This is a genomic window from Brucella sp. JSBI001 (assembly GCF_026014005.1).
Lineage (GTDB): Bacteria > Pseudomonadota > Alphaproteobacteria > Rhizobiales > Rhizobiaceae > Brucella > Brucella anthropi.
The window spans coordinates 1-15,953 of the sequence record NZ_CP110340.1 but is presented as its reverse complement, the minus strand read 5'-3'; the positions used below and the strand labels follow the sequence as shown (position 1 = coordinate 15,953).

The window sequence follows — 15,953 nt, the reverse complement described above, 5'->3', positions numbered from 1 at the left end:
GTTAATCGTCCTTTGATAGGATCTGCATGTTCGAAGGCAGACGGTCGTTAAAATAATCCCGCACGGACCCGATACGGCCTTGCCGGATCTGCCATGCTCTAAAATCAGCCTTCATCGCCAAGGCAAAGGTGATGATGGCTACTAGGCACCCCCCGATAAGAAGATAGAAGGACCGATAGCCGAGCACGTAGAGAGCCGGGATAGCAGCAAGTGCTATGCAACCTGCTACCATGTAGATGCTGGAATCCCGGTCCCATGCTGCCAGCGCTGCATCTATTTCCTTTGCATTGAGCCCGTCACTCAATTCCTTGAAGCGCTGAATGCCGCCATCGGCATATCGATCTCCGAAGCTTCTCGCCTTTAACCGGCCTTTCGGTCGCAGCTCGCCGATCGTGTTCTGAACGTTGTCGGCGGCATCTTCCGCAGCATGTGATGCTGCGTTGAAAAAGACTTTGATGCCGAAAGCCCGTTTCAGGTTCCAAGAGGCGAAACGACGGATGCGACCTTCCTCACTCATTGCGCACTCGCTGTCGTTACGGTCGTGCGACTGTCGCGCTCATCGAGGCTGTTCGATAACAGTGCGGCAATAGCCGATGCTTGGCGACGCTCGAGATTGAACCGCATCCAATCGACATGAAGGTTGAGGGCCTGGGTTAGCAGTTGTTCGCGCTGCACCGCGGCTGGCGACATGCCAGCCAGTTCCTTGTGCCACTCCGGGTTTGAAAAGCGTGAGCGGACGAAAATATCCACTGCCTGCAGTTCGGAAACATGCTCGCCTACTTCGTAGGGATAGGATTCCGTCACTGCTTTTTTTGCCCAATCCGCAAGTTCTTTGCCGCCAGTCGGAGCCGCAATGTCACCGAGATAGCTGTAGATCGAATGTGCCGCTGAACGGCGTGTAGCATCGACTTGACGGGCAGCAACTTGAGCCCTGCCGGCGGGAGATTTCATCTCCGCTTGCGTGATCGGTTTTGGCGGAATCGGATCGACCATATTGTTGATCATCCGGACGTAAGCCTTGGAAACCTCACCGTCCGACGTATCGAGAGTGATCGCATCGGTCAGAAGGCGAACGTCAGAAGTCGGATCAGCGAAGCCGGCGACATTCCTCAACTCGTCACGGTCTGCAATGATCGCGTTCGCGACCGCCAAACCACCTTCCGTTACCGGCTTGCCAATATCCTCGTTGCCGTAAGACCAATTGCGGGATGCGTTGGCTACATCGTTGCCGCCATAGCCGGCGACCCCCTGCCCTGGCTTACCCATGCTGAAGATGCCCGACAAGTCGAGGCAGGCGGATGTCGCCGGATCGTATCGCCCGCCTTCGGCTGCAGCTCGGGCCTTCTGTCGCTCGCGGATGGTTTCTGCCATCTGAGCGGCTTCCTGGGTCCGTGAATTCGCCTCGATCGCGCGGTTCTGATAAGCGCTCAATTGAGCGACCCCCTTCAGGATGGTTTGCGCAATCTGATTGCCTACGTCCGTCGTATGAGAATTGATGTTCTCCTGAGCGCGGTAGACGATGTTTTGAACGCCACCACAGGAGCAGGCAGCCAGCGCCGCATCTCCGACGGAAAGGGACGCGAAAGCCGTTCCAGCAAACAGAAACGATTTGATGACTGCCTTCATCACAGGCCTCCCGGTCCATAGAGATCGTTGTAGAGATTATTCAAGAGCGAGCCGTCATTCTCTCGACGGCCAGAATTTTCCGTCGAGGGAGAATTCAGATTCAGGGAACCGCCCTTGTAATTGTAGTTCAAGGTCGGGACCGATCCCCCGCCCATGCCGCCCGGCAACTGCAAGGAATCGAAGGATGGCAATTGAAGCGCGGACTGGAGCGGTTCAGTCACCTTGTTCCACTGCTCTTGCGCATAGGAGCAGATTTGCTGTTCGGCGTTCGACAAAGCCTGATTGAAAATCTGGCTCAGGTCCGGAACCTGAATTGCGAAATCGAGATTGACCTTCATCAGATTGTCGAGGCAGCCAAGCGAATCCAGTGATGGCGGCTTTTGAAGGGCTGCTTCATGGCGCTTCACTTCCTTATCGATACCTGCGCGAATGGCCTCGACGAGGTTGATCTTTACCGTATCGACGCAGCCTTTACCGCTGTCCTTGAATAGCTGTTCGATCTGGTCTGCTTGGGCGGGCGCGGCTGCGAGAGCCAAGCCACCGATGGCGCAGAACGATAGATATCGGAAGATCCTCATAGCGTTGCTTTCTCCCCTTGGAATGGTGGGATTTCTCGGATGAGAATCGGCCGCTTGGTGCCGATTCCGGGGAATCCTTCGGTCTGGTCATACATGCCGCCCCCGGTTTCTCCGCCCAGCCCGCCGTCCAAACCTGCGAAGGATTGGCCGTTCATGGCTGCCATGCGCTTCAACAAATGTGCCTGAAGCTCCGCATAGGATGAGAAGCCGTTCGCGGTCAGATACGAAGCTGGCAGGACGGACGGATCAAAGCCGCTGGCGACCCAATCGTTGAGCGCACCGGCGCCGAGGAAGTGGGCCGCGCCGAGCAATCCGTCCTGGGTGATCTCGACTCCGTTGATCGTCTGACCGACGAGACCGCGCGTCTGGCTACTCAGGGACGACCAATTGCGGGAAGCAAGCTCCATATTCGCCGCATCTTGCAGAGCCGCCCCCGCGCTCGAATAGCGCAGATCGTTCAGGCTGTTGACGCCTGCGGCTTTGGCCTTGTCGGTAGCAACATAATTGTTCCAATTGCCGGTAGAACCACTACCCGTATATTTGAAGTAGCCGAGAGATTCCCATGTGCCGGCCGTGATTTGATAACGGCCGACGGCGCTACCGCCGTTTCCGTTGAAGATAGAATAGGAGTTGCCGCCTTCGAGCTTGGACGTGTTTTCATTATAGTCCGCCCATGCCGCGAACGGCAGCAGCAATGCTAAGCACAGGATGGCAATAATCGAGCGTTTCATCGCTTCTGCCCCGCTATCGTGATCTTCATGGCGTTGATGACAGAGCGCGGGTTTTTGTCGCCAAGCGAATAGGTCGCAACGCCGTCCTGCGTCGCGACTTCGATCAGACGACGATTATTCCCATCGCGCTCATCAATGACTGAGAAATCTGGTCCCCATGCTTCGAGAATGTCGATGAGCTGCTTTTTCCCATCGAGAAAGACCACGGGACACGCCGAATTGCCGCAATAGTAATTTGACCGCACCAGAATAGCGGTCTCGTCACCATCCTTAATATTCACGTCTTGAGCGAGAACATTCGACGGTTCGAGAGCTTCCGAGCCGCCCTTGAAGCGCTCTTTCAGCGCTTCGGTTGTGGCCTTCAGCTCATCCTCCGTCGGAGTTCTGTTCTTGCGGTCTTGGGGTACGGGTTGCGCCATATAAGCCGTTCCAGACCATTGCCAAAGGCGATGACCATCATAGAGCGGCTTCATGCCAGTCGCTGCAACAGGACCAAGCCCAACGGACTTGCCCGGTACGCGCCAAACCTCAAGCCATTGCTTATCGTCATAGTACAAAGCGGACACGAAACACCCGGTCGCGCAACCGCGGGCCTCGCCGAGCAAGACCACCATCTGGTCGTAGCCATCTGTCGGTTCTTCGAGCCAGACGCGCTTTGCCTGCACGATACGAAAATCACGCCCATACATTTTCCGCGCCGTCGCCGTCGCATCCGAGTCCTGCTTTTCGAAATTGATGGTTTCCGTCACCAGGTCGTCAATGTTGGACTGAGCCAGAGCAACGCTTCCAATCGCGCTTGCCAACAGCGCGGCTGTAATTGCCTTTATCACGAGGCCTCCTTGATCAGTTCGTCCGCGAGCTGGCGAATTGCGTTGCCCCGAACCTTGTCATCAATTGCGACGCCACGATCTTCCATGTCTGCAAGACGGCGCTCGATCGTGTCCTTTGCCGAACCTGAAGGGAAACGGCGCGCGAGAATGCGCCGGGCTGCCTTCGAACCGAGGCTTTCGTAAAGCATCGTGCGTAGCGAGGTGTCCTCAGCCGTCGTTGAGAGCGCCCAAATTTCAATCGGGCCGAGCTGGTTGAATACGTGCTGGACATACGTGCCTGACCGCAGGTTCAGCATCGCCAGCAGCGGTGCGCCCTCCCCTTCGATCGGACCACGAAGCCCGCGCATAATGTCCATGATCGAAGGGGTAAGATTGTAGGTCGATGCAATCTGACGGATAGATTCCTCCGTCGGCACGTTACAGAACCAGAAGCTGTTGGCGAGTTTCTGAATGCTCGTGTCGAAGTCTTCGAGAAGCTGAGACGCAAGCGTGATTTGCACGCCGGCCTTACGACCGACGCGGCCGAGATTGATCATCTGGTCGCGGAAGCTGTCCAGGCCGCCAGTCAAATGATATTCGTCGACGCAGAGGCGCTTGCCCATCTGCCGGTTGTTCTCGATCCGCTGAAGATGATAGGCGCGAACCTCGTCGCTTAGATCACGAGCACGGATCTCGTCAGCATCCATCCAGAAATCGGTGGTCAGGGTCTGAAGCGAGACCATATACATGATGGCGGTCTGTCGTTTGGCGTGCGGACCTGTCTTCGCGGTTACGCCGGCAAGGTCGAACGCGATGATGCGGGCGTTCGAAACATCGAACCGCGTCGGTCGGGCCAGGATCGGATAATCGCGGCAAGCCGCCGTCAACATGCGCTGGAAAGCTTTCAGCACATCCTCGCCGGTTGGTGCCTTCATATCTCGGAATGGCTCTCGTACGATTTCGGAGTTAGAGACATTCACGAGATCGGCCAAGGTCGGGACGGCATAGCGCTGCGCTAGTGCAGCCTCATGATATCTTCCCTTCGAGAACAGATAGTCGGTGATCTCGTACCATGTCGTCGCGGTGTCGATCTCGAAACCAAGCTCTTCGAGCGCGGCGTCAACCTCGAAGGAATCGGATTTGGAATAGCGCTTCGGTGAGCGGCTATCGCTGAAGAACTTATAGGCTTCGTCGATCGTTGCGCCCGCAAGCGCACTGATACCGTCATAGGTCGCCTCCTCACCGTCCGGGGTACATATGAGGCAGAGCAGGTTTACAAGGTAAGCTCGCTCATATTCGAAGGGGTGACGCATGCACAGTTGCAGGTCGAGCGGGTTGACCGAATATTGTTCTGACATTTTCAGCCGATGAAAGACGGCTTCATGGCGGCGCTGGACCGGTAGAGCATCGCGAATGAGGCTGATCAGGCCTGACGACGATGGACCAATGTCGATAATCGAAATACGCGGCAACAGGCCCTCGTTAGACCTGCTTCGACCTGACTGGCGTGATAACGCCACGCCGAGATTGATCGAATTCATCAGGACCGATTTGCCGGAGCCCGGCGTGCCGACGATCAGGTCAACCCAGCCCAACTGTTTCGAGGAACCGGGTTGATACGGCCACAGCTTGCCATCTTTCGTCCGGAACATGACGGAACCCTGTTGCCATGGGCTTGCAGGTCGTGCGATCGGCGCAAGGGCAAAAGCGTCGGCAAGGCTGGCGGCGGCCGCCGGTGCTGTCGATTGTGCATTGAGCGCTAGAGCCGACGACATCACGCACTGGACGGGATCTCCGACCAGTGCGTCCGTCTGGCAGTTGCCCCATCGTTCTACCGTCCGCCTCAGGGTCGCCACATGCCGCTGCAGCGTCTCTATATCCGTCTTTGGCGCCCATGCTGCAAACGAGCAGCGCCACCGAACGACGGTATCATCCGCGCCGTCATCAAGACGCAGTTTCTCGAAAGCCTTCTTGATGCGTGAATTGTGGATCGGCGCGGTCCACGTCATGATATTCGTGTAGGTTTCCTTGAACATCTGTCCTTGGAAACCGCCGGAATCGATCAGCATCGACATGCGCCAAGAGATGCGTTGATTGCTGTCGAGCACCCTCCGGATCAGGTCATTGAATTGAACAACGACTTCCGGTCCAAGCGATATGTCGAAACCGGAGAAGACTGTTTCACCAAGCTGCACCGTCGTTTGGTCAATGATTTCGCCATGCTCATTGATGAGCTGTCGAGATAGCAACGGCCAAAGGAGGTTCGAAACCTCGCTTTTCTTGAGTTCCTTGACGGATTTGGGCATACGAGCCCGCGCATAATCTCCGGGTAAGATCGCCTTCCAGCTATCCCCCGCGATCAGATATTCCGGATTGAGCACGCCCTTGATCTGCGACAGGGCCTCATGCACTTCCAGCGGCTCGATTTCGATACCGACAATGTTGGCTTCTCGCACCATGGCCTCGCAAAAGGAGCGATGCCTTGTAACGAGGGCGTCGATCGCCAGCGCCGGCCACTGTGCATGCCGCATTTGCGGCGCACCCTGCATATCTTTGCGGGCCTTTTCCGAACTGGTCTTCAGCTCCTGGCGCGTGAGCAAGGTAGGCCGCGACCACAGCGCCATGAAACAACGCTCGCCGGTTAGACGTTTCGGCAACAATTGCCGCCGCTCGTCTATAAGATCGTGAATATCAAGGCCCGTATCGGCCGCAACGCCTTCTGTTACTGCAAGTGCGCGATTGATGTCGGCCGCGCCGAGTTCCGGGGTGTGCCCGAACCAGAATTGAAGCGTATAGCCGGCAGTCCCCAATTGCGAGCTGAAGGCAAGGCGAAGATCCGTCACCGCCTTGCTGATTTCCTTCTCGCCCGGCATGGACCGGAAGCCTTCAAGCCGAAATACCGTCACCAACGAACCGTCATCGGCAACAAGCATGTTTTCGCCTTCAGAGGTCACAAGGCGGCAATAGCCGTCCAGCGACTTCCGCAGCGCCGACCGACCGATGACGGCCGCCAGCGTGTCCAGAATTCCGATCCCTCCCATCATCAGTTGATCGACCGCAAGGTTCCGTCAACCGACGTGGTATCGGCACCAGAGCCGAAGAACGTCGTCACACCCATGCCGAGGAATTCCGGAACGGCAATGAACAGTGCGGCCGCAACGCCGAACCAGATCGCCGTAGCGGGCCTAGCGGACGGATCGTGCGGGTTGCGGTGGTTCTGCACGAGCTTGTTGATCGCCAGCATGGCGAACACAACACCAATGATGAACGAAGCCGCGCCGAGGAAGTCACCGGCAGGGCCGAGCGTATCATTGCGAACATTCGTCAGAACTTCGCCAAGGCCGCCACTCGATTGAGCGAGCGCCATGGTCTGGTAAGCAAACGTCCCGGCAAAGAGTGCCGCCGTTTGTATCCATGCCTTCTTCATAAGTGCTTTCCTTTCTTAGCCGAGCACAAGTTCTTCGATGTAGCCAACGAACATCACGATGTTCATCGCGAATGTTCCGCCGATTAGGTGTACGACTCCAAAGCCAACAAGGCCCGGAGCCGGCCATTTCACGGATTGATTGAGCAGCATGAGCCCGCGAATGAAGCCGAGAAGGCCGAGAAATTGCACAACGCGCAGAAGCGCAATAATGACCGAACGGGCCTGCTCATGATCGAGCGGAGCGAGCATTTCTGGCGCGTAAGCAAAAATTTCCGAGGCTGCGACTGTCTCGTCCACCTGGAAAAACGACATCAGAAACGCCGAGATCGCCGATGATAGCGAGACCAGCATGACGGCGGTTATCAAGCCAGCCATTCCGATCCATCGGCCATGATCGTCACGCGCAACGTGCTGGCCGGAGGCGGCGCGTTCGCTTGCTTTGACAAAGCTGTTGATGGACGCAATCGCCAGGACAATGCCGATAATGAAACATGTCGCGGCAACAAGCGCCTGTGCCGGCGGGATCAGGTCAGCGAGCCGCTGAACCAATCCCACCAAGCCATTCAGTGCTTCACCGTTTCCGCCCATGGCTCACCCATATTACTGCGTCGCCGCAGCATCCTCTTTCGGTTTATCTCCGGCGGCGCTCGCTTCCGCTACCTTTTCCGGCTTCGGAGTTGGAACGGGTGGTGCCTTCGCCTTCGGGGTCACGATCTGATGTCGGGCATTGCCGAAAACCGCCTCGTCTGCCGGAGCTTCCCCGTCATTGCCGGCTTGAACGGAATATCCGTTTGCTCCCGGCTGGATCAGGCCGATAATTGCCTGATCTTGTGCCTTGAGTTCCCGCAGACGCGCGATGATCGTATCCACAACGCCGTTCTGCGAAGTCAGCGTTGTGACCTCCGCACGCAATGCATCGTTGTCGGCACGCAAATCAGCTACCTGACGTTTTAACGCAATAATTTCACGCTCAATCGGGGTTGGCGTAGATGTTTTTTCTATTTTGACTGAATCTGATTTTTCGCCGTGCGCACTACCCGCAGCAAAATAAAGTCCGCCACCAGCAATTGCACAAATTGCGACTATCAAGACTACCCGGAATAGCATGCCTCTGTCGCTATCTTCCGTAGGTAGCCGAGATAGATTGTCATCATGCCTGCCTATACTCATTTTGTGCTCTGCGTGTGCTTTCGACAACACGAATCGAACAATTTTCGATTGTGGCCTTTTGGGGGTGACAATGAGACTCTTTATGGCATATTCAGACGATATTGCAATATAAAGCAAAAGGAAAATGCGGGAATGAATGCCTACAAAATCCTCCTCGCGTCATGTGCCATTTTCGCTACAGGTCTGCCCGCCAAGGCAGAATTGAATCTCTGGCAGCAGAATTTTGTGGGCTGCTCGGTCTCATCTTCACCCTATACAACGCAGGTCCTTTTCAAGGACGCGTCGAAGGTTCGCCCGCTCATGCAAATTGCCGGGATGAACGCATGGGCGGTTCCAACTGCTGATGGCGGCCAGCAAATCGCGCTCACCACACCGGACGGTCTGACGATTTACGGTCGCATCGTCGGCCCGCAGGGTGAAGACATTTCCGCCGCTCTTCTGGCAACTGCACCAACCGTCACACCGGAACCTTCGCCGTTCGATCCGCAGTCGCCAGCCACCTCATCAACGACGACCTCTCAGGCTGCCGCTAATGTTATCCGGTCGGTTCCCGGAGTAGGAACCGCCGCGCAGATAGCGGCCGCGGCCGCAGCGCCTCAGACGGGACAGTCCTCCCCTGCCCCGGTTGAACAACCATCCACGGCAGAGCCGCAACAGGCTGCTTCGGCTGCCCCGTCTGTTGAGAGGCCAGCAAGCAACAATTCGGTCGTTGCACCGGCAGCACCCGCAACGCAAGCCGCTCAATCCACGCAGGCCCCTACCGCTGCAACGCCGCCACCAGAGGCTCAGCCGCAACAGCAGGCGCAAGCCGCTACCCCTCCGCAACAGCTCGCATCGGTGGGCTCGCAAACCGTTCCAGACGTTCCCAAGGCAGCCAGCATTGAACAGCTTATGCAGCAAGCCCAGGACTTCGCTATGTGGTTCCCTGCCAATAAGCCAAAGCCTGGTTCGCCTCTCGTATACGTCTTCGTTGATCCCACCTGCCCGCATTGCGCATGGTCGTTCGAGCATCTGAAGCAGCGGATCGATGACAATACGATTGACCTGCGCGTCATCATGGCCCCGATCCTTTCGCCCGAAGCCGCGCAGATCGCGGCTTCAATCATGCATCAGGAGGATATTGCTACGAGCTTGCGTGACCAACTCGCATCCGTGATCGGATCGGGCAAGCCAGCGCCGAAGGTCGATCCGAAGAACTTCGACAACGCCGTGGTCGCAGCTATGCAACGCAATGTCGATTGGATGCGTCTCAATGGCGTTCCCGGAACCCCATTCTATCTCTATCGCACGAAGGAAGGTGCTCAGTTCGCCTTTGGCGCTCTCAATGATGCACAACTAGCAACCGCTCTCCCCGACGCGCAGCCAGCCGCTACCGCCAACAACGCCGGAACCGCCGCCCAATGAGCCAGAACGCCGATTACGGCCAGATCGAAACAATCCTCATGCGGGCGGACGTTTATCGGACCGCCTATCGTCGCATGAGCATCATCGCCCTTGCCTTGCTTGTCGTCGCCGTGATCGCCGTCCTGGCGGCGGTTAGCCTCGCGCTGACAAGGCCGGAGCCGCGATATTTCGCAACGACAGCCGACGGGCGCATTCAGCCGCTCATACCGCTCGATCAACCACATTTGAGCGCCGCCGAGATAGCGACCTATGCGGCAGAAGCCGTCACGCGGTCCTTCACCTATTCATTCGCCACCTACCAGCAGGATTTTCAGGACGCGCAGCAGTATTTCACCAAGCCGCAAGGCTGGAATTCATTCGTTGATGCGGTCCAGAAATCCGGAACGCTCGAACTTGTGAAAAACCGCCGTCTCAACACGACTGCGATCGCACAACGCGCAGTTATCGTGCGAGAAGGCGTCAATGCGAATGGCGTCTACGAGTGGATCGTTCAGATGCCGGTACGTGTCACCTATCAGTCTGCATCGGAAGTGACAGGCCAAAATCTGATGGTCACGATCACCCTGCAGCGTTTGCAAAGCTATGAACACCCGCGCGGCGCGGCTATCTCCCGCTTCCTCGCGGCCCCCGGAGGTGCTTGATGAGAATGTTCGCCGGCAATATCGCTTTTCTCCTCGCCCTGAGCGGGTCCGCACTTGCTCAACAGGCTGCTCAGCCTGCGCAAACATACACGCCTCCAACCCCAGAGGCCGCCGCCGAACTGCCTGTCCAACAGCCTCAGCAACAAGAGCAGGTATCTCAACCTGCCGACGAGCAGGAAACTCAAGGGCAAGGCCAGCCTGCATACTCCAAATACGGCGAAGCAATGCCCGGACAGGCCGCGCAACGCCAGCCACGACAAGCCCCGAATGTCCCGATCATCGGCGCCCGCCGTCTGATGCAGTCACTCTCCGAACTGGACCGTCCCCTGACGCCAGAAGAGATTACGGCCTATGGCGCAACTGTTCAGTCGTTAATGCCGATGTCTCCGGAAATCATCCGCGATTATCGGCGTAGGGTCGATGAAAGCCAGAAGGCCGCGGCGATGCCGCCAAGCGGTTTCAGAGCACGGCCAATATCTGATTCCGTGCGTATGTCGCTCAAGTCCAATCAGGCGCTCCAAACCCTGTACACGACGCCAAACACGGTATCGGTAATGGCTTTCTACGACCGCACAGGCAAAGCATGGCCGATTGCCAGCTTTGTCGTTGGTCGAGCCGATTCTTTCCAAGTCTATGCGCTGCAGGAAGGTTCGAACCAGATCGCAGTCACGCCGCTCGTGACGCACGGCTATTCGAACCTGATAATCTCTCTTGTCGAGGAAGATCGACCGATCGTGATCAATCTCGAGACAAGCGATACCAAGACGCATTTCCGCCGTGACATCACCGTTGAGGGGTACGGCCCAAATGCCGCGGTCTCGCCGACGGAAGTTTCCGTTAAAGAGCCGCCTTCCAACGGGACGATGATGGCCTTCGCACAAGGTGCGGATCTTCCACGATCGGCAATCAAATTGCGGACCTCTGACAGCAATGTTGAGGCCTGGCTTCTTGATGGAGCCTATTATCTCCGGACATCTGACACATACACCTCCCCATCCCCGCAAGCCATGCTGACGGGACCGGGAGGCATCCATGCCGTGAAAATCAAGCCCTCTCCCGTTGTGCTGATCTCGCGCAATGGCACGATTTCCAGAGTGAGGATTACCCAATGAGCGACGCAAGCGACGAAAACGCCAAGAATTCGGCCGAGCGCGAGGATGCAGCGCCGGAGCTGGCCGGTGCTGCAACCGTCAATCGTTCAAGCCGCAAACGCGGGTCACGGGTTCAGACTTACGTCGTCGTCGGTTTGCTTGCGTCAGCCGTCGGCTATGTCGGCTACTCCATGTTCAAGCAAAACGATCTTGCGCCGTCCCGTATTTCACGCGGCCCTAATGTCGATGCCACGCCAGCCGGACAGCAGCAGGCCGACTCCGAACGATATCAGCAATCGCTCGATGCGGTTAATCAGCAGGGCGCGCAAACGGCAGATCAGAGCGGCGGCAGCTTCCTCGCTACGCCGGACGAACCACTGCGCAATATTGACGATATTCGCGATGTGACGAAGGAGCCCTACCCTCGCCAACGTCCGGTGGCCCCTGCCAACGAAGTTCCGACGCAGCGCGTTGAGAATTTCACCCCTGACCGCCGTCAGGCCATGACCCCGGATGACTACAGTGACATCAACACGCTTGCCGGTGCGATGGCCGCCCAAGCTGCAAGTCTAGCGTCGCAATGGTCTCCCAAGGGGTCTGTTAATACGATCGTTCTCAATCAGACGCTCTACAAGTCGCCCGAACAGCGACAGGCCGAGGCCGAGGCAGCGCGACAGGCCGCCCTATCAGGCACTGGCGGCGTTGTTGACGGCGCAAACATGCTCATCAAAGCCGGTCAGATCCTCTTTGCACGCACCGTCAATGCGTCCGACTCCGATACGCCCGGTCCCGTCGTCGCCGAAATCTTCCAGAAAGGCCCTCTGTATCGTGCCCGAATGCTCGGGTCATTTCAGCAAAACCGCAACACGAACGCTTTGATTGTCGAATTCAGCCGCCTTGTGATGGCCGATGGCACCGAAGTACCGATCTCGGCATATGCCGTTGATGGTGCCAAAGGCTCCATCGCCGTCAAATCAGATGTAGATCATCGGTGGCTTGCCCGCTACGGGCCGCGACTTGCCGGTGCCTTCATTTCCGGCCTTGGCGAAACCATGTCGCGCCCAAGCCAGGAAATCATCATCGGCAATAACTCCACGACTGTCGTTGATCGCGAAACCGAGCTGAAGGACGCGCTATATGCCGGCGCTGGCCGTGTTGGCGATCAGCTCGCCAGCGAAATCGAGGACATGGCCCCGAGTGGACCGCTCGTCAAGCTTGGCAGCGGCTACACCATTGGCGTCCTATTCATGCAGGGCGTACCCAACGTTCAGGCCACGCTTAATTCGGTTGCTACGCGATGAGTGAACAGGAATTCGAAGACGGCAACCGCTTCAAAAGAAAGGTCCATTGGCGCGACTCCATGCGAGAACCCCGTCTCATGATCTTTGATGCCCGCCTGGTCTTCTTTTTCCTGCTTCTGGCGGTCCATCTTGCGGTCTGGACCGCCGTTCTTCTCCTGGCAGCAATGCTTGTGTTCTGGCTCGTTGAAAGGGCTGGATATCGTTTCCCGAGTGCTCTCAGGACGATCAGGGCCACCTTTGCCGGCCATAGGAGGCCGGCGTTCTATCAGAGACGTTATCGCGAAGCCGTAGACTACGGATTCGAATATCGCCGCTCCCCCTCCCCTCCCCCGATACCCGCTCAGAAGGCTCCGGCATTAACGGAGTCCGAACCTGTCGAGACACAGGCGGGCAGACTCCCATTAGCCGCTGAATAAGCGGCTATTTTTTTCTTCGCATTCATTTCCTAATGGCAAATATAAGCAAAACGTTTTCCATAGGCTTTAAATAGGTATACCATAATAAAACCTTTGCGAAACGTAGGAATTGCGTTTACCATCCGTTCATAATCCGATGATAAAACCGATAGTGAAGACATTCGCATGGTTTCGGATGTGTCGACTATCCGAATAGCAACTAGATACGGAAGATGATCGTATGGCTGTCGTTTCCTTCATGACCACCAAAGGCGGCGGTGGAAAAACCACAAGCGCCACGCTTTTTGCGACCGTACTCGCAGAGCAGGGCGCTTCGGTATGCATGATCGACGCCGACCCCAATCAGCCGCTTGTCGGTTGGGCCACAGAGGCGGTTCATCCTAAATCGTTGACGGTGATCGGCGATGTACATGAGGACAACATCATCGAGACAATCGAAGAACAATCCGCCAAGCATATGTTTGTGGTTGTCGATCTCGAAGGCTCGGCAAACCTATCGACCGGCTACGCGCTGACCCAAAGCGATTTGATACTTATCCCGTTGCAGCCGTCCAAACTCGATGCCAACGAAGCGGCCAAAACCCTGAAGTTCATCCTCAGACAGGGAAAAAGCAGTGGGAAGACAATGCCTGCACGAGTATTTTGGGCTCGCACGCCAGCCGCTTATATTACGCGCAGCGCTCGCGATATCGGCTCGCAATTCGAGGAGGCAGGAATCGGCTTTCTCGAAACCAGCTTGATCGAACGAGAAGCCTTCAGGGGCATCTTCAACTACGGCAGGACGCTGGAGAACCTGACCGAAGATCAGGTTCCCTCACTTGAGAAGGCTCGGGCTAACGCCGCCGCGTTCACCGGTGAAATCATCGCCTTGCTGAAGGAGCACCGCACATGAGCACGCACAATATTCGCCTTGATCTGGATGAGTTTAAACCAGAGGCTAAGAAGGCCGATCCTGCTGCAAAGGCGTCCGTGGAAAAGCTTGCCGAGGCAACCGGTTTCAAGACACGCCATGCACCGGAACAGACCCGCAATGAGCCGAAACCTTCCCCGAAACCCGACTCCGTACCTGCACCGGCCGCGCCAGTAGCGCCAGTTGCATCAGAAGGAGAGGGCGAAGCACGTCGCCGTGGTAGAAAACGAACCACCAATCGTAACACTCCCTTTGCCGTGAAGCTGAAGGTCGAGACGAACAACCTGATCTATGAGTTTGCCGACCGCCTGGAATGCAACGCGATTGCCGAGGTCCTGGAACTCGCACTTGGCGCACTTCAGAAAGAACTCGACGAGGGCATAGACCCTCGCGCTCGCGCGGCCGAACAGGCGGCCGCCCAGGGCTAATGCCCGGCGGCCGGGTAGGGGAGGGCTGGCAAGCGTTTGCGAACGCGGTTAGCAGCCCCAGGCTTTCGCGGCGGATCTATGCCCGGCGCGCTGCGCTCGCCGGGCTTCTGATCGCCGCGACGCTCTTCCTACTCCTCCTGCAGGGGCATATCGGGACTGCCATGACAGTTCCGGTCATCATCGTCGGCATGTGCTTTGCAGCCCTGTTTACCGGCCTTCTTGCGGAAATAGTCGCCATATGGTCGCGAAACAGGTTGTACACGTCCAGAAGCGGTCATTGGATCGTCTTTCCACTGACCTTTGCTATCTCTCCTATTCTGGCGCCGATCGTGCTCGCCGTTTCGACTGTGCAATTCCTCAAATCGACGTCCTGATCCAAAGTAAAGCCTAGTGGCAATGAGAGGTCGTGTGAATTGGACGCTTTCATATCGAATGATAGGATCTGATGAACGAAGATGATCAACGATAACTGGAGGGATTAATGCTGGTTGACGATCGAAACTTGTTACGAATTGCTGGATATGCTGCTGCAACGGCGTTCGTGGGTGCTGCGTCACTCGGATTTCATAAACCTGTTTTGAGTTGGTTTGCGCTTTTGGCTGTGGCTATCGTTGGCGGGCTATTGAGCTATGCGCCTGGTCTGGTCCACCGTTTGCGATTTCAGGAAGCGTCCAGCATAGTTTTGGTGAGCGCTCTTGCAACAGTGATGGGTGAGGGCCTTTGGCTGGAAATATTTGCCAGTTGATGCGGTTTTTGCGCACAGTTTAGACCGCTGATATTTCATGCAGAATTATGCGATTTGGAACCTAACGGCCGGTTTGCTTGCGTTACTGGATATATGAGTTTCCGTTTTGAGAAGGCGACTTAGGGAAGCGTGAGGTATCGCAGGATTGTTTGCGTCTGCCTATGGCACCGCCGCCCTATTCGCCGGCTTTACCGGCTCACCGAACCATCCGCACCGCTCGCCAGCCTTAGCAACGGCGTTCCCGGTCTTTTGCTCCGCAAGCCCGTCACTTGCCTGCTTCGTCAAGGCTCCCGGCACGTCCGTTTCGGCCCATGCGGGTGACGACCGGACTGACGCGGCGATGCCATCGCTTCGCTCATGCCATCGCAGAATAAAAGCCGGCCGTAGGCCGTCCTATTTGCGTCAACGCGAAAAAGGATGCTCATCATGCATATGAGAAGGCTTGTTCAACTGGCGATGTCCGGCGTCTTGGTTCTTGGCTCGTTCGCTTTCGCTGAAGAACCGGACTGGACCGGACGCTCACAACAGGAACGAGAGGCCGATAGTTCGGACTCCCGGCACGAAAACCCCGAGGAATCGACAGAGCAACCGCCTGTTCTCCCGCCGCCAGCCTCGCCAAGATCGCCCAAATAATCAGGAACGGAGAGCCGCGTTGCGGCTCTTGCTTGTTTGTCTC

General features: G+C 56.8%; 18 protein-coding genes. 9 read left to right on the top strand and 9 right to left on the bottom strand.

The genetic code is table 11. The features are described 5' to 3' along the window. Position 1: 1 nt before the first annotated feature. From LJ361_RS23065 to LJ361_RS23025, 9 genes are read right to left on the bottom strand one after another with little or no spacing between them, the layout of a single operon-like run. Positions 2-517 (bottom strand): hypothetical protein, encoded by a 516-nt coding sequence (locus tag LJ361_RS23065; protein WP_113731076.1) that lies wholly within the window; start codon positions 515-517, stop codon positions 2-4. Further along, entirely contained in the window at positions 514-1,626 is a 1,113-nt protein-coding gene (locus LJ361_RS23060) for a hypothetical protein (protein ID WP_113731078.1), read from the bottom strand. Before LJ361_RS23060 ends, LJ361_RS23065 begins: the two co-directional genes overlap by 4 nt. Then, entirely contained in the window at positions 1,626-2,204 is a 579-nt protein-coding gene (locus LJ361_RS23055) for a hypothetical protein (protein WP_113731080.1), read from the bottom strand. Before LJ361_RS23055 ends, LJ361_RS23060 begins: the two co-directional genes overlap by 1 nt. Next, positions 2,201-2,935: a hypothetical protein gene (locus LJ361_RS23050; RefSeq protein WP_113731082.1), complete on the bottom strand. Its 735-nt coding sequence runs from the start codon at positions 2,933-2,935 to the stop codon at positions 2,201-2,203. Before LJ361_RS23050 ends, LJ361_RS23055 begins: the two co-directional genes overlap by 4 nt. Then, positions 2,932-3,765, bottom strand: coding sequence for a hypothetical protein (locus LJ361_RS23045; protein ID WP_113731084.1), 834 nt, complete (start codon positions 3,763-3,765; stop codon positions 2,932-2,934). Before LJ361_RS23045 ends, LJ361_RS23050 begins: the two co-directional genes overlap by 4 nt. Further along, a complete protein-coding gene (locus LJ361_RS23040) occupies positions 3,762-6,788 on the bottom strand; it encodes a hypothetical protein (RefSeq protein WP_100560326.1) in 3,027 nt (1,008 codons plus the stop codon). The genes LJ361_RS23045 and LJ361_RS23040 overlap by 4 nt, the downstream gene beginning before the upstream one ends. Beyond that, complete coding sequence (locus LJ361_RS23035) at positions 6,788-7,171, bottom strand: hypothetical protein (protein ID WP_112700677.1); 384 nt, start codon at positions 7,169-7,171, stop codon at positions 6,788-6,790. The genes LJ361_RS23040 and LJ361_RS23035 overlap by 1 nt, the downstream gene beginning before the upstream one ends. Positions 7,172-7,186: 15 nt before the next feature. Further along, positions 7,187-7,759 carry a hypothetical protein gene (locus tag LJ361_RS23030; protein WP_113731086.1) on the bottom strand — a complete coding sequence of 191 codons (573 nt, stop codon included), beginning with the start codon at positions 7,757-7,759 and terminating at the stop codon, positions 7,187-7,189. Positions 7,760-7,771: 12 nt separating this feature from the next. Next, entirely contained in the window at positions 7,772-8,341 is a 570-nt protein-coding gene (locus tag LJ361_RS23025; protein ID WP_264813633.1) for a septum formation initiator family protein, read from the bottom strand. A 132-nt stretch (positions 8,342-8,473) separates the two neighbouring features. On the opposite strand from LJ361_RS23025, the gene LJ361_RS23020 reads away from it, so the two are divergent. The 9 genes from LJ361_RS23020 (at position 8,474) to LJ361_RS22980 (ending at position 15,277) form a co-directional block, all read left to right on the top strand. After that, positions 8,474-9,745: a thioredoxin fold domain-containing protein gene (locus LJ361_RS23020; protein ID WP_264813632.1), complete on the top strand. Its 1,272-nt coding sequence runs from the start codon at positions 8,474-8,476 to the stop codon at positions 9,743-9,745. Beyond that, on the top strand, positions 9,742-10,386 hold the full coding sequence (locus LJ361_RS23015; protein ID WP_100560336.1) for a type IVB secretion system apparatus protein IcmL/DotI: 645 nt from the start codon (positions 9,742-9,744) through the stop codon (positions 10,384-10,386). The genes LJ361_RS23020 and LJ361_RS23015 overlap by 4 nt, the downstream gene beginning before the upstream one ends. A 5-nt stretch (positions 10,387-10,391) precedes the next feature. Then, positions 10,392-11,498, top strand: coding sequence for a DotH/IcmK family type IV secretion protein (locus tag LJ361_RS23010; protein ID WP_264813631.1), 1,107 nt, complete (start codon positions 10,392-10,394; stop codon positions 11,496-11,498). Further along, positions 11,495-12,778, top strand: coding sequence for a TrbI/VirB10 family protein (locus tag LJ361_RS23005; RefSeq protein WP_264813630.1), 1,284 nt, complete (start codon positions 11,495-11,497; stop codon positions 12,776-12,778). Before LJ361_RS23010 ends, LJ361_RS23005 begins: the two co-directional genes overlap by 4 nt. Beyond that, positions 12,775-13,194 (top strand): IcmT/TraK family protein, encoded by a 420-nt coding sequence (gene icmT / locus LJ361_RS23000; protein WP_320109284.1) that lies wholly within the window; start codon positions 12,775-12,777, stop codon positions 13,192-13,194. Before LJ361_RS23005 ends, icmT begins: the two co-directional genes overlap by 4 nt. Before the next feature lie 220 nt (positions 13,195-13,414). Beyond that, positions 13,415-14,086 carry a ParA family protein gene (locus LJ361_RS22995; RefSeq protein WP_100560340.1) on the top strand — a complete coding sequence of 224 codons (672 nt, stop codon included), beginning with the start codon at positions 13,415-13,417 and terminating at the stop codon, positions 14,084-14,086. Then, the gene (locus LJ361_RS22990) at positions 14,083-14,532 is read left to right on the top strand and encodes a hypothetical protein (RefSeq protein ID WP_113397795.1); all 450 of its coding nucleotides are present in this window, start codon (positions 14,083-14,085) and stop codon (positions 14,530-14,532) included. The genes LJ361_RS22995 and LJ361_RS22990 overlap by 4 nt, the downstream gene beginning before the upstream one ends. 161 nt (positions 14,533-14,693) lie before the next feature. Then, positions 14,694-14,906 carry a hypothetical protein gene (locus tag LJ361_RS22985; RefSeq protein ID WP_162751127.1) on the top strand — a complete coding sequence of 71 codons (213 nt, stop codon included), beginning with the start codon at positions 14,694-14,696 and terminating at the stop codon, positions 14,904-14,906. Between the two features lie 107 nt (positions 14,907-15,013). Then, the gene (locus tag LJ361_RS22980; protein WP_113397793.1) at positions 15,014-15,277 is read left to right on the top strand and encodes a hypothetical protein; all 264 of its coding nucleotides are present in this window, start codon (positions 15,014-15,016) and stop codon (positions 15,275-15,277) included. Positions 15,278-15,953: the final 676 nt, after the last annotated feature.

Excerpts from the sequence above, each read along its gene's own strand:
- LJ361_RS23065 (WP_113731076.1), bottom strand. The coding sequence starts at position 517 with ATGAGTGAGGAAGGTCGCATCCGTCGTTTCGCCTCTTGGAACCTGAAA.
- LJ361_RS23060 (WP_113731078.1), bottom strand. The coding sequence starts at position 1,626 with ATGAAGGCAGTCATCAAATCGTTTCTGTTTGCTGGAACGGCTTTCGCG.
- LJ361_RS23055 (WP_113731080.1), bottom strand. The coding sequence starts at position 2,204 with ATGAGGATCTTCCGATATCTATCGTTCTGCGCCATCGGTGGCTTGGCT.
- LJ361_RS23050 (WP_113731082.1), bottom strand. The coding sequence starts at position 2,935 with ATGAAACGCTCGATTATTGCCATCCTGTGCTTAGCATTGCTGCTGCCG.
- LJ361_RS23040 (WP_100560326.1), bottom strand. The coding sequence starts at position 6,788 with ATGATGGGAGGGATCGGAATTCTGGACACGCTGGCGGCCGTCATCGGT.
- LJ361_RS23035 (WP_112700677.1), bottom strand. The coding sequence starts at position 7,171 with ATGAAGAAGGCATGGATACAAACGGCGGCACTCTTTGCCGGGACGTTT.
- LJ361_RS23030 (WP_113731086.1), bottom strand. The coding sequence starts at position 7,759 with ATGGGCGGAAACGGTGAAGCACTGAATGGCTTGGTGGGATTGGTTCAG.
- LJ361_RS23025 (WP_264813633.1), bottom strand. The coding sequence starts at position 8,341 with ATGAGTATAGGCAGGCATGATGACAATCTATCTCGGCTACCTACGGAA.
- LJ361_RS23020 (WP_264813632.1), top strand. The coding sequence starts at position 8,474 with ATGAATGCCTACAAAATCCTCCTCGCGTCATGTGCCATTTTCGCTACA.
- LJ361_RS23015 (WP_100560336.1), top strand. The coding sequence starts at position 9,742 with ATGAGCCAGAACGCCGATTACGGCCAGATCGAAACAATCCTCATGCGG.
- LJ361_RS23010 (WP_264813631.1), top strand. The coding sequence starts at position 10,392 with ATGTTCGCCGGCAATATCGCTTTTCTCCTCGCCCTGAGCGGGTCCGCA.
- LJ361_RS23005 (WP_264813630.1), top strand. The coding sequence starts at position 11,495 with ATGAGCGACGCAAGCGACGAAAACGCCAAGAATTCGGCCGAGCGCGAG.
- icmT (WP_320109284.1), top strand. The coding sequence starts at position 12,775 with ATGAGTGAACAGGAATTCGAAGACGGCAACCGCTTCAAAAGAAAGGTC.
- LJ361_RS22995 (WP_100560340.1), top strand. The coding sequence starts at position 13,415 with ATGGCTGTCGTTTCCTTCATGACCACCAAAGGCGGCGGTGGAAAAACC.
- LJ361_RS22990 (WP_113397795.1), top strand. The coding sequence starts at position 14,083 with ATGAGCACGCACAATATTCGCCTTGATCTGGATGAGTTTAAACCAGAG.
- LJ361_RS22985 (WP_162751127.1), top strand. The coding sequence starts at position 14,694 with ATGACAGTTCCGGTCATCATCGTCGGCATGTGCTTTGCAGCCCTGTTT.
- LJ361_RS22980 (WP_113397793.1), top strand. The coding sequence starts at position 15,014 with ATGCTGGTTGACGATCGAAACTTGTTACGAATTGCTGGATATGCTGCT.